Source organism: Luteimonas cucumeris, from assembly GCF_007830035.1.
Taxonomy (GTDB): Bacteria; Pseudomonadota; Gammaproteobacteria; order Xanthomonadales; family Xanthomonadaceae; genus Luteimonas_C; species Luteimonas_C cucumeris.
Genome location: NZ_VLKN01000003.1, coordinates 415,760 through 429,331, shown reverse-complemented (window position 1 = coordinate 429,331; position 13,572 = coordinate 415,760). Strand labels below are relative to the sequence as shown.

The window sequence follows — 13,572 nt, the reverse complement described above, 5'->3', positions numbered from 1 at the left end:
GCGGGCAGTCGGACGCCAGAACAAATTGTGGATCCGGGCCTTATCGGCCTCGGATCGCTCAGTTTGTCGTTGTCGAGTGCTCGAAGGAATTGCAGGAGCGCAGCGGGCGTTCCACGGAGGCAAGCGAAGCGCCTGTGTCGCTGTTACAGCAGATCGCGCAGGCGATAGATCCCGGGCGGACGGCCGCTGAGGCGTGCGGCGGCATGCAGCGCACCGCGGGCGAAGATGTCGCGACTGGTCGCGCGGTGGATCAGTTCGACGCGCTCGCCGACGCCAGCGAACTGCACCAGATGCTCGCCGACGATATCGCCGGCGCGCAGGCTGGCATAACGCGGCTGCGCCCCGCCTTGCTGCGCGGATTCGCCCAGTGCCAGTGCCGTGCCCGAGGGGTCATCCTTCTTCCCTGAATGGTGGGATTCGACGATGTCGCAGTCCCAGCCGGGCAAGGCCGCGGCGGCGCGCTCGACCAGTTCGCTCAATACCGCCACGCCCAGACTGAAATTCGCCGCCCACAACACCGGGATGCGATCGGCCGCGCGGACGATGGCAGCACGCTGGCTCTCGTCGAGCCCGGTGGTGCCGGACACCAGTGCCGTGCCGCGCTCCACGCACAATGCCAGGATCGGATCGAAGGCCTCGGCCAGGCTGAAGTCGACCGCCACGTCGAAGTCCGGCACGCCATGCAGTTCACTGCTGGCGAATTGCGGAATGCCGTCGATCACCCGCTGGCCCACCTTGCGCGACACCGCACCGACGATGGAGCAGTCATCGCGTTCGGCGCACAGTCGCAGCAGGGCCTGGCCCATGCGGCCGGAGGCGCCGTGGATCAACAGTCGGATGGATGCGCTCATGGGCGCAGGCTAGCGGCGGCCGGCAACGGCGACAAGGTGTTTCGTCGCCACTGGTGTGGGCAACCCGCCTGCGATCAGGATGTCATCCGTTCCCAGAAGCCCTTGACGCCGTCGATGAAGGTACTCGAACGCGGCGAATGCCGGCGCGCGTTGTCACCGGTGAACGTGGCTTCGAACTGCATCAGCAGTTCGCGTTGCTCCGTCGTCAGGTTGACCGGGGTCTCGACCACGGCGCGGCAGTACAGATCGCCGGGACTGCGGCTGCGCACCGACTTGACACCCTTGTCGCGCAGGCGGAACACCTTGCCGGTCTGGGTTTCGGCCGGGATGCGGATCTCGGCTTCGCCATCGAGCGTGGGCACGCGCACGGTGTCGCCGAGGGCAGCCTGCGAGATGCGGATCGGCACTTCGCAGTGAAGGTCGTCGCCATCGCGCTGGAAGATGGCGTGCTCGCGTACGCGCACCTCGACGTACAGATCGCCTGGGGGCGTGCCTGGCGGCCCGGCTTCGCCTTCGCCGGACAGGCGGATGCGATCGCCGTTGTCGACGCCGGCAGGAATCTTCACCGACAGGGTCTTCTCCTGTTCGATGCGGCCATTGCCGTGGCATTCGGCGCACGGGTTCTTGATGGTCTTGCCGCGGCCGTTGCAGTGCGGGCATGGCTGCTGCATCGAGAAAATCCCGCGCTGCAGGCGCACCTGGCCATGGCCACGGCAGGTGTCGCAGGTTTCCAGCTTGCCGTCTTCCGAACCGGTGCCGCTGCAGTGCCCGCAGGCGGCAAGGGTCGGGATCTCGATGCGCTTTTCGGTGCCGGCGACCGCTTCCTCGAGGTCCAGTTCCATCACGTAGCCGATGTCGGCGCCGCGACGCGCACCGCGCCCGCCGCCAGCGCCGCCGAAGATGTTGCCGAAGATGTCACCGAAGATGTCGCCGACATCACCGAACCCGGCCGGGCCGCTGTTGCCGCCGCCCATGCCGTGTTCGAACGCGGCATGACCGTGCTGGTCGTACATGCGGCGCTTGCCGCCGTCGGACAGTACTTCGTAGGCTTCCTTGCACTCCTTGAACGAGGCTTCGGACTCCTTGTCGCCGGGATTGCGATCCGGGTGGTACTTCATCGCGCAACGGCGATAGGCCTTCTTCAGCTCCTCATCGGTCGCCGTGCGGGCCACACCCAGTACTTCGTAGTAGTCGCGTTTGCTCATGAGGCCGTGATTCGTATTCGTGTGTGTGATTCGTGGAGCCAAAGACCAACGGAGCGGATCCTGATGACCGAAGGAGCGAAGCTGCGGCTCCGCTCCTTCGAATCACGAATCACCAATCCCGAATCACGGCTTCTTCTCGTCGTCCTTGACCTCGGTGAACTCGGCGTCGACCACATCGTCGTTCTTCGAGGCGGATGCACCGGCATCGCCTTCGGCACCCGGCTGCTGCGCCGCCGCGGCCGCGGCGTACAGCGATTGCGCCGCCTCTTCCAGCGCCTTCGACTTGGCTTCGATCTGCGCCTTGTCGTCGCCCTTCATCGCCGTTTCCAGCTCCGACAGCGCGGCCTCGGTCTTGCCGATGATCTCGCCGCCGACCTTCTCGCCGTGCTCGGTGATGGCGCTGCGGGTGGCGTGGATCAGGGCGTCGGCCTGGTTGCGGGTGGTGACCAGTTCATGGAACTTCTTGTCTTCCTCGCGATGCGCCTCGGCATCGCTGACCATGCGCTGGATCTCTTCCTCGGACAGGCCCGAGCCGGCCTTGATCTCGACCTTCTGCTCCTTGCCGGTCTTCTTGTCCTTGGCGTGCACGTGCAGGATGCCGTTGGCGTCGATGTCGAACGACACTTCCACCTGCGGCATGCCGCGCGGCGACGGCTCGATGCCCGACAGGTCGAACTTGGCCAGCGACTTGTTGTAGCGGGCCTGTTCGCGCTCGCCCTGCAGCACATGCACGGTGACCGCGGACTGGTTGTCCTCGGCAGTGGAGAAGGTCTGCGAGGCCTTGGTCGGGATCGTGGTGTTCTTGTCGATGATCTTGGTGAACACGCCACCCAGCGTCTCGATGCCCAGCGACAGCGGGGTCACGTCGAGCAGCAGCACGTCCTTGACGTCGCCGGCCAGCACGCCGCCCTGGATCGCCGCGCCCAGTGCGACCGCTTCATCCGGATTGACGTCCTTGCGTGGCTCCTTGCCGAAGAACTCGGCCACGGCCTGCTGCACCTTCGGCATGCGGGTCTGGCCACCGACCAGGATCACTTCGCCGATGTCGCTGGCACGCAGGCCGGCGTCATTGAGCGCGATGCGGCACGGCTCGATGGTCTTCTTGACGAGGTCCTCGACCAGGGCTTCGAGCTTGGCGCGGGTCAGCTTGAGGTTGAGGTGCTTCGGGCCGGAAGCGTCGGCAGTGACGTACGGCAGGTTCACTTCGGTCTGCTGCGAGCTGGACAGCTCGATCTTGGCGCGCTCGGCCGCATCCTTCAGACGCTGCAGCGCCAGCGGGTCCTTGCGCAGGTCGATGCCCTGCTCCTTGTTGAACTCGTCGACCAGGTAATCGATGACGCGCTTGTCGAAGTCCTCGCCGCCGAGGAAGGTGTCGCCGTTGGTGGCCAGCACCTCGAACTGCTTCTCGCCATCGACGTTGGCGATCTCGATGATCGACACGTCGAAGGTGCCGCCGCCCAGGTCGTAGACGACGATCTTGCGGTCGCCGCCGGCCTTGTCCAGGCCATAGGCCAGTGCGGCAGCCGTCGGCTCGTTGATGATGCGCTTGACGTCGAGGCCGGCGATCTTGCCGGCGTCCTTGGTCGCCTGGCGCTGGCTGTCGTTGAAGTAGGCCGGCACGGTGATGACGGCTTCGGTGACCGTCTCGCCCAGGTAGGCTTCGGCGGTCTTCTTCATCTTCTCGAGGATGCGCGCGGAGACTTCCTGCGCGGACAGCTTCTTGCCGTCGCTGGTCGCGACCCAGGCGTCGCCGTTGTCGTGCTCGACGATCGCGTACGGCACCAGATCGAGGTCCTTCTTGACCTCGGCATCGCCGAACTTGCGGCCGATCAGGCGCTTGACGGCATAGAAGGTGTTCTTGGGATTGGTCACGGCCTGGCGCTTGGCGGACGCGCCGACCAGTACTTCGCCGTCCTTGCTGTAGGCGACGATGGAAGGCGTGGTGCGATCGCCTTCGGAATTCTCGATGACGCGGGCCTTGCCGCCTTCCATGATCGCCACGCACGAATTGGTCGTGCCGAGATCGATGCCGATGATCTTGCCCATGGTGTTGCTCCCTCTCTGTAATCTGGAATCAGTTGGGGCGGCTTGGCCGCCGATGACCGTAATCTGGGGTTCAAGCCCTCCCCTTCAAGGGGGTGAGAGCGGATCGCTTGCGAGCCATTGGCTCGCATCCGGCCGAACGCCGAAGCGCTATGCGCAGACTGGACGGTTGGGTGGGGATGGGTCTGACTTTGACCTTGCGGCATCAAACCCATCCCATCCCGGCCTTCCCCTTGAAGGGAAGGAGAAGAGCTTCAATCGTGCTTCGCGACCACGACCATCGCCGGCCGCAACAGACGCTCGTTCAGCACGTAGCCCTTCTGGAAAACCTGCGCGACCGCGCCCGGCGCAATGCCCGCGACCTCGACCATGCTCATCGCCTGATGGCGCTCGGGATCGAAACCGTCGCCAGGCGCTGGCGCGATTTCGGTCAATCCATTGGCCTCGGCTACCTTGTGCAGCTGGCGCAGGGTCAACTCGACGCCGGCGCGCAGCGGGTCGTTCTGCGGCGCGGTGAGCAGCGCCGCCTCCAGGCTGTCGAACACCGGCAGCAGGTCGCCCAGCAGGCGTTCGTTGGCGAACTTGCGCGCCATCTCCACGTCGCGCGCCAGGCGCTTGCGCTGGTTGTCCAGGTCGGCGCGCTCGCGCAGCGATTCGGCCCGCAGCTGCTCCAGATCGCCCTTCAGGGTCTCGATCAGTTCGTACAGGGGGTGGTCGGCGTCGACTGCCGTTTCGGCGTTGTCGTCGGGGTTCTGTTGTTGGGTCATGTCGGGTTCCGGAGCGGTCGTCCTGCCGCCCTACCCGCCCACCTATGAGGGCTGGGCGCCCGGATTCAAGGCAGAACCCAGCGCATCGGCGGCAGCCTGCACTACGGGGATCACCCGATCGTAGGCCATCCGGGTCGGTCCGATCACCCCGAGCACGCCCAGCACGCGGCCCTGCGCGGCATAGGGCGCGGTCACCAGCGACATGCCCTCCAGCGGTGTCAGCCCGGTTTCCTCGCCAATGAAGATGCGCACGCCCGGCGCGTGCACCGTGCGCTCGAGCAATTGCAGGATCTCGCGCTTGCGGGCGAAGGCCTCGAACAGTTCGCGCAGCCGGTCCAGGTCCGCCAGGTCCTGCACGCCGATCAGCCGCGTCTGCCCGGCCAGCAGCATGTCCTCGTCGCCCGGGGCCAGCGCTTGTTCGGCCAGTTCCACGGTCTGTGCCAGCAGGGTTTCCATCTCGCTGCGGGCACTGCGCATCTCGCGCAGCAGCGTGGCGCGGATGTCGGCCAGCGGCCGCCCGGCGAAATGCTGGTTGAGGTAGTTGGCGACGCGCTCCAGTTCGGCCGGATCGTAGGCACGGCGTGTCTGCAGGATGCGGTTCTGCACGTCGTTGTCGGCGAACACCAGGATCGCCAGCACGCGCTGGCCGTCCAGCGGCACGAAATCGATGTGCTTGAATGCGAACTGCCCACGCTGCGGCACGCTGACCACGCCGACGAAGTGAGTCATCGCCGACAACAGTTCCGACGCGTTGCCCAGCAGGTTCTGGGTGCCGGCCCCGGCAGGCAGTTCGCTGCGCAATCGCGACAGCTCGCCCTCGGCCAGCGGCTTGACCTGCAGCAGGCTGTCGACGAACACGCGGTAGCCCTGTGCAGTCGGCACGCGTCCGGCCGAGGCGTGCGCGGCGCTGAGCAGGCCGATGTCCTCGAGGTCTGCCAGGATGTTGCGGATCGTCGCCGGGCTGACATCCAGCCCCGCATGCCGCGCCAAGGTCTGCGAGCCGACTGGTTCGCCATCGCGGATGTAACGCCCGATCAGCGTACGCAGCAATTGCCGCGCGCGCGGGTCGAGGGGTCTGTCGTCGGTCGAGGGTCGGCTCACCCCTGCGGTATAAGCCGGGCCGCGCATGGAAAGCAAGTTCCGGCGCGACTAACACTCTTGATGGCGCCAAGGCACAATTCGCACCGCATGCTTACCCAACTCGCGATCAAGGATTTCGCCGTCGTGCGCTCGGCCGAACTGGAGTTCGGGCCGGGGCTGACCGTCATTTCCGGCGAAACCGGTGCCGGCAAGTCGCTGCTGGTCGATGCGCTGGGCTTCCTCTCCGGCCTGCGCGCCGACAGCGGCATGGTGCGGCACGGCGCCGAACGTGCCGAACTCAGTGCGCGGTTCGCGCTGGCCGACGCCGCGCCCGCCCGCGACTGGCTGCGCGAGCAGGACATGCTCGACGAGGACCGCGACGACGGCGACGAATGCCAACTGCGCCGCACCCTGCGCGCCGACGGTGGCTCGAAGGCCTGGATCAACGGCCGCCCGGCGACATTGGCGCAACTGGCGGAACTGGCCGGCCTGCTGGTCGAGATCCACGGCCAGCACGAGCACCAGGCGCTGCTGTCGAAAACCAGCCAGCTGGCCCTGCTCGACGGTTACGGCGGCCATGACGATGCCCTGGCCGCGGTGGCCGCCGCCGCCGCGCGCTGGAACACGCTGCTGCGCGAACGCGAGGCCTTGTCGAAGCAGGGCGATGTCTCGGAACGTATCGCCTATCTCGAGCACCAGGCCGGCGAACTGCAACGCGAGGCACTGGAGCCCGACGCCATCGCCGAGCTCGGCGCCAGCCATCGCCGCCATGCCCATGCGGCGGCATTGATTGCCGCCTGCGACGCCGCCTTCACGCGCCTGGCCGGCGACGAGGCGCCGTCGATGACGCGGCAACTGCAGCAGACGCGCGCCGAGTTGATGCGCGTGGTCGAGCACGAGCCGCGCCTGGCCGACATCGACGCGCTGCTGGATGCCGCTGCGATCCAGCTCGACGAGGCGACCGCCTTGATCGAGCGCATCCGCGAGGACCTGGATCTCGACCCGCTGCAGTTCGAGGACATGGAACAGCGGCTGGGCCGCATTCATGACCTCGCCCGCAAGCACCGCGTCGCGCCCGAACGACTGGCTGCGCATCGCGATGCGCTGGCGGCGGAACTGGAATCCCTGCGTGGCGCTGGCGAACGCGTGGCGCGGCTCGATGGCGAGATCGAAACGGCGCGCCAGCAATGGCGGGCCGCCGCCGGCAAGCTGACCGAAGCCCGCACCCGGACCGCAGGGACGCTGGCCAGCACGACCACCAGCCTGATCGGCGAGCTGGGCATGGGCGGGGGCCGGTTCGAGGTCGCGCTGGAACCCAACGCCGGCGAACGCCCGGACGCCAACGGCGCCGAGCGGGTGGAATTCCTGGTCTCCGCCAATGCCGGACAACCGCCGCGGCCCTTGCGCAAGGTCGCCTCCGGCGGCGAACTGTCGCGCATCTCGCTGGCGATCGAGGTCGCCGCGCTCGGCGGCGACCTGGTGCCGACCATGGTGTTCGACGAAGTCGATTCCGGCATCGGCGGCGCGGTCGCGGAGATCGTCGGCCAGAAGCTGCGCGCCCTGGGCGAGAAGCGCCAGGCGCTGTGCGTCACGCACCTGCCGCAGGTCGCGGCGCAGGGCCATGCGCATTACCGGGTCAGCAAGGCCGCCAGCGATGGCGTCACCCGCAGCGCGGTCGAACGGCTGGATGCGAAGCAACGTGCCGAGGAACTGGCACGGATGCTGGGTGGGGTGGAAGTCAGCAAGGAAGCGCGCGCGGCCGCCAAGCGCCTGCTCAGCAACGCCGGCTAGTTCTGTCCTGTGCGCGGAGCGAGCCCCGCTCCAAGTGCAATCAGTACCGCTCGCTCAGCGCTTCTTGCGCACGTACAGCACCAGCGAGTGCTCTTCCAGGATGTAGCCGTGGCGCGCGGCGATCTCTTGCTGCAGCTTCTCGATCTCGGCGCTCTCGAATTCGATGATCTTGCCGGTATCGACATCGACCATGTGGTCGTGATGGCCGCCGCGGTCGAGTTCGTACACCGCGTGCCCGCCCTCGAAGTTGTGCTTCAGCACCAGACCGGCGGCTTCGAACTGGGTCAGCACGCGGTACACCGTGGCCAGCCCGATCTCCTCGCCTTCGTCGAGCAGGTGGCGATAGATGTCCTCGGCCGTCATGTGCCGCGGCTTGGTCTGCTCCAGCAGTTCCAGTATCCGCATCCGCGGGTGGGTGACCTTGAGGCCGACCTTGCGTAGATCCTGCGATTCCATCAGCACTCCGTGCGCGATAACCATGAATGAACGCGTTGGCGGGCGCGGACGGGGCCGCGTGGCTTCGGTGTATTATCGCCGCATTCCGTCCTGCCGCGAACCCTGAATGCGCAAGCTGATCCTGATCGCCGTCCTCGCCGCCATGACCACCGGATGCGGCATCCTGTACCGGCAGCCCATCTACCAGGGCAACCTGCTCGAGAAGACCGCTGTCGACCAGTTGCAGCCGGGCATGAGCAAGCAGCAGGTATCCGCCCTGCTCGGCTCGCCGTCGATCGCCGATCCGTTCCATCACGATCGCTGGGATTACACGGCCACCCAGCGCGTCGGTCGTGCAGGCACAACCGAGATCAAGAATTTCACCCTGTATTTCGAGAACGATGTGCTCGCCAAGTGGGACGGCGATTACTTTGCGGAACAGGACGAAGAGCTTGCCAAGAGCGCCAGTCGCCAGTTCGGCCCGAATCTGAAGAAAGACGACAAGAAGCGTCGCTGACGGTCGCATCCTGCGTGGACGTTGTCGCTGCAGTTCGAATCCACCGTCGGACTGGTGTCATCTCCTGAGTTATTTTGGTTCCTTGCGCGCCCGACGGCGGCGCGCTTCCTTCGGGTCTGCCTGCAACGGCCGCAGCAGTTCCACCCGATCGCCATCCTGCAGTACGGTATCCACAAGCGCACGTTCGCCGAACACCGCATAACCGCTGACTCCAGCGGCGCCGCTCCAGCCGGCGGCAGCCAGCGCGTCCCTCACGCACGCGCCCGGCGGCAGCTCCAATGTCACCGATTGCACACGACGCGGCCACGCCAGCACGACTTCGATTTTCATGTGGCGGCCATCGGTCCGCTCAGCCGCGGTCCGCGGTGCGGACGAAATCATCGACCATGCGGTCCGCCAGACCCTGCAGGCCCAGCGCCACCGCCGGGGCGAGCAGCTTCGAGGCGGCTTCGAACGACAGGGTCAGCGACACTTTGCACGCCGATTCGTCCAGCACATGGAATTCCCAGCGGCCGCCCAGCGACTTGAACGGTCCGTCGCGCAGGTTCATGTCGATGTGGTGCGGCGGCGACAGCAGGTTCTCGGTGACGAACCAGGTGCGGAAGCTGCCCAGCTTGAGGTCCAGCCGCGCCAGCACGCGATGCTCGCCGGCCTCCTGCACCTGCGCCGATTCGCACCAGTCGAAGCGGCGCGGATAGGCGGCGATGTCGTTGACCAGCGCGAACATGCGTGCGGCGGAATGTTCGACCAGGGCGGTGCGGCGGATGGTGGGCATGGCAGGACATTAGCGCGCCAGGGCCCCATCGGGGACAATGGACACGATGAGCAAGAGTTCGAACAAGAAGACAGGCAAGGATAAGGCAAACAGCGGCGGCACGATCGCGCTGAACAAGCGCGCGCGCCACGACTACCACCTCGAGCAGCGCTACGAAGCCGGCCTCGCGCTGCAGGGCTGGGAGTTGAAGGCGATCCGCGCCGGCCGCGCCAACATCATCGAAAGCTACGCGGTGATCCGTGAGGGCGAGTTGTACCTGTTCGGCGCACAGATGACGCCGCTGATCTCGGCGTCGAGCCACGTCGTCACCGATGCCCACCGTACTCGCAAGCTGCTGCTGCACCGGCGCGAGATCGACCAGCTGATCGGCAAGGTACAGCGCGACGGCTACACACTGGTGCCGACCGCGCTGTACTGGAAAGGCAACAAGGTCAAGGCCGAACTGGCGCTGGCCAAGGGCAAGCAGTCGCACGACAAGCGCGAGGCCGCCAAGGACCGTGACTGGGCGCGCGACAAGCAGCGCGTGATGCGCAGGCACAATCGCGACGCCTGACGAAAGCGGGATCTAGGATCTGGGGCTGGCCCCTAGTTCCCAGTCCCCACTGAGAGTGAATCGGAACGTCGCGCCCTGCCCCGGCGTGCCTTCGGCCTGGATGCTGCCGCCGTGGCGTTCGACGATGCGTTTCACCGAAGCGAGGCCGACGCCGTGACCACTGAACTGCTCCTGGCTGTGCAGGCGCTGGAACGGGCGGAACAGCTTGTCGGCATAGTTCGTCTCGAAGCCGGCGCCGTTGTCGCGCACCACGTAGGTGGGCGACGCCGACGGACGTCGTTCGCGGAAGAACTCGATACGCGGCCGGGCACTTTCGCCCGTGAATTTCCAGGCGTTGCCGAGCAGGTTCACCAGCAGGTTGCGCAGCAGGGTCGGATCGCCGACCGCGTGCATGCCCGGCTCGATATCCACCTCGACCTTGCGTGCGGGCTCGGCGGCACGCAGCTCCGCGATCACCTCGGCGGCCAGTTGGCTCAGGTCCAGCGACCGGGGTTTCAGCTCGCTGCGGCTCAGCCTCGCCATCTTCAGCATCGCTTCGATCAGTTCGCCCATGCGCGCCGTGGCATTGCGCACGCGCGACAGGTAGTCGCGCCCGGACTCGTCCAGCACCTGCTGGTAACGTTCGGTCAGCAGGCGGCTGAAACCCTCGATCGAGCGCAGCGGCGCACGCAGGTCGTGCGAGACGCTGTAGGCGAAGGACTCCAACTCGTTGTTGGCCAGGCTCAGCTCGCGGGTGCGTTGCGCGACGCGGGACTCCAGCGTGCGGTTCAATGCGCGCACCTGCGCTTCCGCGCGCAGCCGGTCGCTGACGTCCTCGACCTGCACCAGGCGGGCGATGTCCTGCCCTACGTTGCCCGGTATCGGCGCATAGGTCAGTTGCGCGTAGCGCAGTTCACCGCTGTCGCGCCGCAACCGGCGAGTGGTACGGAACACGCCGTCGGCGACGGCTTCCATCTCGCTGGTCCGCACCGGATCGCTGGCGTCGTCGAACAGCGAGGAAAACACCTCGCCTGCCAGTTGCACGGGATCGCGGCCGACGATGCTGCCCAGCGCCGGGTTGGCCTCGACCACGCGACCCTCGTGATCGAGCAGGGCCTTGCCGATCGCCGAGTACACCATCGCCATGCGGAAGCGCTGTTCGCTGCGTCGATAGTCCTCGGTAAGCTGCGTGGCGATCTGTCGCGCGCGGTTCTCGGTGCGCGCCAGCAGCATCACGAGGCCGAACAGCAGCAGCGACGACAGCAGTCCGATCGCGAGCGTGACACGCAGGCCCGCCAGGCCCGGGCTGGCGACCTCGGCCGGCCCCGAGCGGAAATCCATGCGCCAGCGCCGGCCATAGACGTCGATCGGCAGGCTCGAGATGAACGCGGGAGTCTTGCCGGGATTGCGGTCGGCCTCGGCATGCAGCAGTTCGGGAACCGAGCCGGTGACGTCGTACAGCCGGAAGTCGATGCCGCCATAACGGTCGCGCGGCGGCAATGCAGCCTCCACGAACGAACTCATGTGGAAAGGCATGTAGACCCAGCCGCGCATCGACTGGCGCCGTTCCTCGAGGGTGGAAACGGGCTCGCCCGGGTTGTACAGCGGCGAATACAGCAGCAATCCGGTCTGCGGACCGGCGCCGTAGCGATCCTGCAGCAGGTGCACCGGACCGGACAGATGCGGCCTGCCGCTGTCGCGCGCCGCGGCCATCGCGGCATGGCGTACCGGGTCGGCGAACATGTCGAAGCCGATCACGCCGCGGTTCTCCAGCGTCGTCGGCGCCAGGTACAGCACGAGACCGTAATAGGGGCGGATGCCAGGCGGCTGCAGCTGCAGCAATTCCTGGCCGCCGTCGAGGCTTTCCAGTTGCAGCTGGCGCAGTCCTTCCGGGGTCACGTACGGCGCATACCCCATGCCCAGCATGCCGGGGAAACGCTGCTCGATCTCCAGGCCATCGACGAACGACTGCCACTGCTGCGGTGTCGGGCGCACGCTGGTGAACAAGGACGCACTGCTGCCCAGCGCCAGCTCGTAGCTCATCATCCGCTGCCGCAGCAGCTCGGCAATCTGCCGGGTTTCGGCTACGAAGTCCGCCTCGGCCGCGCGCAACTCGCGCTCATGCGCGTTGCGCCAGAACAGGATCACCGACACCAGTGCGCCGATCAGTACCGCCAGCGCCAGCAGGTAGCCGCGGAACGGCGTGACCGGCAGGTTCCTGCCGTATTCGGGCAGGGATGCAGGCGGGGTCGTCGGGGGCGGGCCGGGGCTCATTCCAGCCAGCATATCCATCCGCGCGGACTTGGCTAGCGGTGAATCGCGGCTGTGCGCCCGGCGGGTGCGATCTTGAGCCCTGGTCGGCAGGCCCTATACTGACCCGGTCAGCGACATCGACATCCCGGGGGTGCACCTGGCTTCGACGGGGGTCGCGAAATCGCTTGGCGCATGCCGAGGGGGTAGCTTTCCTCGTAAATCCAGCTGCAAAACTCTAGTTGCCAACGACGACAACTACGCTCTCGCCGCTTAAGGCGTAAGCCCCGAACCCACTTGTGTCCGTGCTCGTGGATGTAGGGTCATCATCACGGAATCGATCGCGGCGGCGACCCGCCAACCGCGGTTCAACCTTAGCGGGTATGTGCCGGGGTGTGCTTTGCACGCCGTGTTTCCCCGGAGCGAGACCTAACGGCGAGCTAAGCATGTAGTGCCGGGGATGGAGTGCCTTCGGACGGGGGTTCGATTCCCCCCACCTCCACCAATCGAAGCCACGGGCCGCGCAAGCGGCCCGTGGCTTTTTGCAGGATCTGGCTCCATGATCGCTGACGCGATCCAACTCGCAACGTCGAGCAGTTTCCCATTGAAAACGGCAGAGATTTCTCTCTGCCGCATGTCATTGCTTCACGGTCTAACTTATTGCTTGAGCTCAGTCGCGGATGGCAAGTTCACCTTGTCGATTCCATGGATAACGCCGTTGCTGGAACCAATGTCTGCAGTCGTGACCTGCGCACCATCGATGACGACCTTGTTGTCGACCAGCTTGATCGGTGCAGACTGGCCATTGATCGTTCTTGCCGCTTCCCATTTGCCGACATCAGCAGCGCTCTTGCGTCCGCTGACGACGTGATAGTTAAGGATCGAAACCAACTCGGCTTTGTTTTCGGGCTTCATCAGGTTTTCGAGCTTGCCTGCCGGCAGTTTATCGAACGCCGAATCCGTGGGCGCAAAGATCGTGAATGGACCAGGGCCGCGCAACGTTTCGCTCAACCCGGCCTGCTCGACGGCTTTGCCAAAGGTCTTGAAGGTGCCGTTCGCAGCCGCCGTGTCGAGCACGTTGGTGCCGGTCGTTGAATTATGGGAATTGTTCATTTGAGTGACGCCTTTTGAGTGCGATCCGGGTAAGACATCGAATCGGATGCGGCCGAAGCCGAGACTTCCGCTTGGGGCGAAAGTGCGATGCTCAGTGCGGAGAGGGAATGGATGGTGCAGCGCGGCTGAGTGGAGCGTTGCGACATTGCGTCGCGGAGCCATTGGATAGTGCGCCGAACCCCATGACTTTGAGGTAACTGCATGCCGTCCGTC

The 13,572-nt window shown here is 66.0% G+C and carries 13 protein-coding genes and 1 other RNA gene; 4 read left to right on the top strand and 10 right to left on the bottom strand.

The features are described 5' to 3' along the window. Nucleotides 1–143 precede the first annotated feature (143 nt). The 5 genes from dapB to hrcA all read right to left on the bottom strand — a co-directional run bounded on the left by dapB (nucleotide 144) and on the right by hrcA (nucleotide 5,967). A complete protein-coding gene (gene dapB, locus IP90_RS08040; RefSeq protein WP_144899088.1) occupies nucleotides 144–851 on the bottom strand; it encodes a 4-hydroxy-tetrahydrodipicolinate reductase in 708 nt (235 codons plus the stop codon). Between the two features lie 74 nt (nucleotides 852–925). Continuing rightward, complete coding sequence (gene dnaJ / locus IP90_RS08035) at nucleotides 926–2,056, bottom strand: molecular chaperone DnaJ (RefSeq protein WP_144899087.1); 1,131 nt, start codon at nucleotides 2,054–2,056, stop codon at nucleotides 926–928. 123 nt (nucleotides 2,057–2,179) lie between these two features. Next, on the bottom strand, nucleotides 2,180–4,102 hold the full coding sequence (gene dnaK, locus IP90_RS08030) for a molecular chaperone DnaK (RefSeq protein WP_144899086.1): 1,923 nt from the start codon (nucleotides 4,100–4,102) through the stop codon (nucleotides 2,180–2,182). Between the two features lie 251 nt (nucleotides 4,103–4,353). Further along, complete coding sequence (gene grpE, locus IP90_RS08025; protein ID WP_144899085.1) at nucleotides 4,354–4,866, bottom strand: nucleotide exchange factor GrpE; 513 nt, start codon at nucleotides 4,864–4,866, stop codon at nucleotides 4,354–4,356. A gap of 42 nt (nucleotides 4,867–4,908) precedes the next feature. Next, nucleotides 4,909–5,967: a heat-inducible transcriptional repressor HrcA gene (gene hrcA, locus IP90_RS08020; RefSeq protein WP_242007519.1), complete on the bottom strand. Its 1,059-nt coding sequence runs from the start codon at nucleotides 5,965–5,967 to the stop codon at nucleotides 4,909–4,911. Between the two features lie 87 nt (nucleotides 5,968–6,054). Between hrcA and recN the strand changes: the two genes are divergently transcribed. Then, the gene (gene recN, locus IP90_RS08015; RefSeq protein ID WP_144899083.1) at nucleotides 6,055–7,737 is read left to right on the top strand and encodes a DNA repair protein RecN; all 1,683 of its coding nucleotides are present in this window, start codon (nucleotides 6,055–6,057) and stop codon (nucleotides 7,735–7,737) included. A 54-nt stretch (nucleotides 7,738–7,791) separates the two neighbouring features. On the opposite strand, the gene fur is transcribed toward recN, so the two are convergent. Then, nucleotides 7,792–8,193, bottom strand: coding sequence for a ferric iron uptake transcriptional regulator (fur, locus tag IP90_RS08010; RefSeq protein ID WP_144899082.1), 402 nt, complete (start codon nucleotides 8,191–8,193; stop codon nucleotides 7,792–7,794). Nucleotides 8,194–8,299: 106 nt separating this feature from the next. Here fur and IP90_RS08005 point away from each other — a divergent pair, with 106 nt between their 5' ends. Then, nucleotides 8,300–8,689, top strand: a complete 390-nt coding sequence (locus tag IP90_RS08005) for an outer membrane protein assembly factor BamE (protein WP_144899081.1) — start codon at nucleotides 8,300–8,302, stop codon at nucleotides 8,687–8,689. 69 nt (nucleotides 8,690–8,758) lie between these two features. Here IP90_RS08005 and IP90_RS08000 read toward each other — a convergent pair whose 3' ends face one another. Continuing rightward, nucleotides 8,759–9,019 (bottom strand): RnfH family protein, encoded by a 261-nt coding sequence (locus IP90_RS08000; protein ID WP_144899080.1) that lies wholly within the window; start codon nucleotides 9,017–9,019, stop codon nucleotides 8,759–8,761. A 19-nt stretch (nucleotides 9,020–9,038) separates the two neighbouring features. Beyond that, nucleotides 9,039–9,464, bottom strand: coding sequence for a type II toxin-antitoxin system RatA family toxin (locus tag IP90_RS07995; protein WP_144899079.1), 426 nt, complete (start codon nucleotides 9,462–9,464; stop codon nucleotides 9,039–9,041). A 46-nt stretch (nucleotides 9,465–9,510) separates the two neighbouring features. Between IP90_RS07995 and smpB the strand changes: the two genes are divergently transcribed. Then, the gene (gene smpB / locus IP90_RS07990) at nucleotides 9,511–10,017 is read left to right on the top strand and encodes an SsrA-binding protein SmpB (protein WP_144899078.1); all 507 of its coding nucleotides are present in this window, start codon (nucleotides 9,511–9,513) and stop codon (nucleotides 10,015–10,017) included. Between the two features lie 12 nt (nucleotides 10,018–10,029). Here the strand turns inward: smpB and IP90_RS07985 are convergent, their stop codons facing one another. Next, the gene (locus IP90_RS07985) at nucleotides 10,030–12,270 is read right to left on the bottom strand and encodes a CHASE domain-containing protein (RefSeq protein WP_158635304.1); all 2,241 of its coding nucleotides are present in this window, start codon (nucleotides 12,268–12,270) and stop codon (nucleotides 10,030–10,032) included. A 126-nt stretch (nucleotides 12,271–12,396) separates the two neighbouring features. Here IP90_RS07985 and ssrA point away from each other — a divergent pair. Then, nucleotides 12,397–12,751: a transfer-messenger RNA gene (gene ssrA, locus IP90_RS07980) on the top strand. Nucleotides 12,752–12,903: 152 nt separating this feature from the next. Here the strand turns inward: ssrA and IP90_RS07975 are convergent. After that, nucleotides 12,904–13,359: a fasciclin domain-containing protein gene (locus IP90_RS07975; protein WP_144899076.1), complete on the bottom strand. Its 456-nt coding sequence runs from the start codon at nucleotides 13,357–13,359 to the stop codon at nucleotides 12,904–12,906. Nucleotides 13,360–13,572: the final 213 nt, after the last annotated feature.

Coding starts and splice junctions, on each gene's coding strand:
- dnaJ (WP_144899087.1), bottom strand. CDS start 2,056: ATGAGCAAACGCGACTACTACGAAGTACTGGGTGTGGCCCGCACGGCG.
- dnaK (WP_144899086.1), bottom strand. CDS start 4,102: ATGGGCAAGATCATCGGCATCGATCTCGGCACGACCAATTCGTGCGTG.
- smpB (WP_144899078.1), top strand. CDS start 9,511: ATGAGCAAGAGTTCGAACAAGAAGACAGGCAAGGATAAGGCAAACAGC.
- fur (WP_144899082.1), bottom strand. CDS start 8,193: ATGGAATCGCAGGATCTACGCAAGGTCGGCCTCAAGGTCACCCACCCG.
- IP90_RS07985 (WP_158635304.1), bottom strand. CDS start 12,270: ATGAGCCCCGGCCCGCCCCCGACGACCCCGCCTGCATCCCTGCCCGAA.
- dapB (WP_144899088.1), bottom strand. CDS start 851: ATGAGCGCATCCATCCGACTGTTGATCCACGGCGCCTCCGGCCGCATG.
- grpE (WP_144899085.1), bottom strand. CDS start 4,866: ATGACCCAACAACAGAACCCCGACGACAACGCCGAAACGGCAGTCGAC.
- IP90_RS07995 (WP_144899079.1), bottom strand. CDS start 9,464: ATGCCCACCATCCGCCGCACCGCCCTGGTCGAACATTCCGCCGCACGC.
- IP90_RS08000 (WP_144899080.1), bottom strand. CDS start 9,019: ATGAAAATCGAAGTCGTGCTGGCGTGGCCGCGTCGTGTGCAATCGGTG.
- IP90_RS07975 (WP_144899076.1), bottom strand. CDS start 13,359: ATGAACAATTCCCATAATTCAACGACCGGCACCAACGTGCTCGACACG.
- IP90_RS08005 (WP_144899081.1), top strand. CDS start 8,300: ATGCGCAAGCTGATCCTGATCGCCGTCCTCGCCGCCATGACCACCGGA.
- recN (WP_144899083.1), top strand. CDS start 6,055: ATGCTTACCCAACTCGCGATCAAGGATTTCGCCGTCGTGCGCTCGGCC.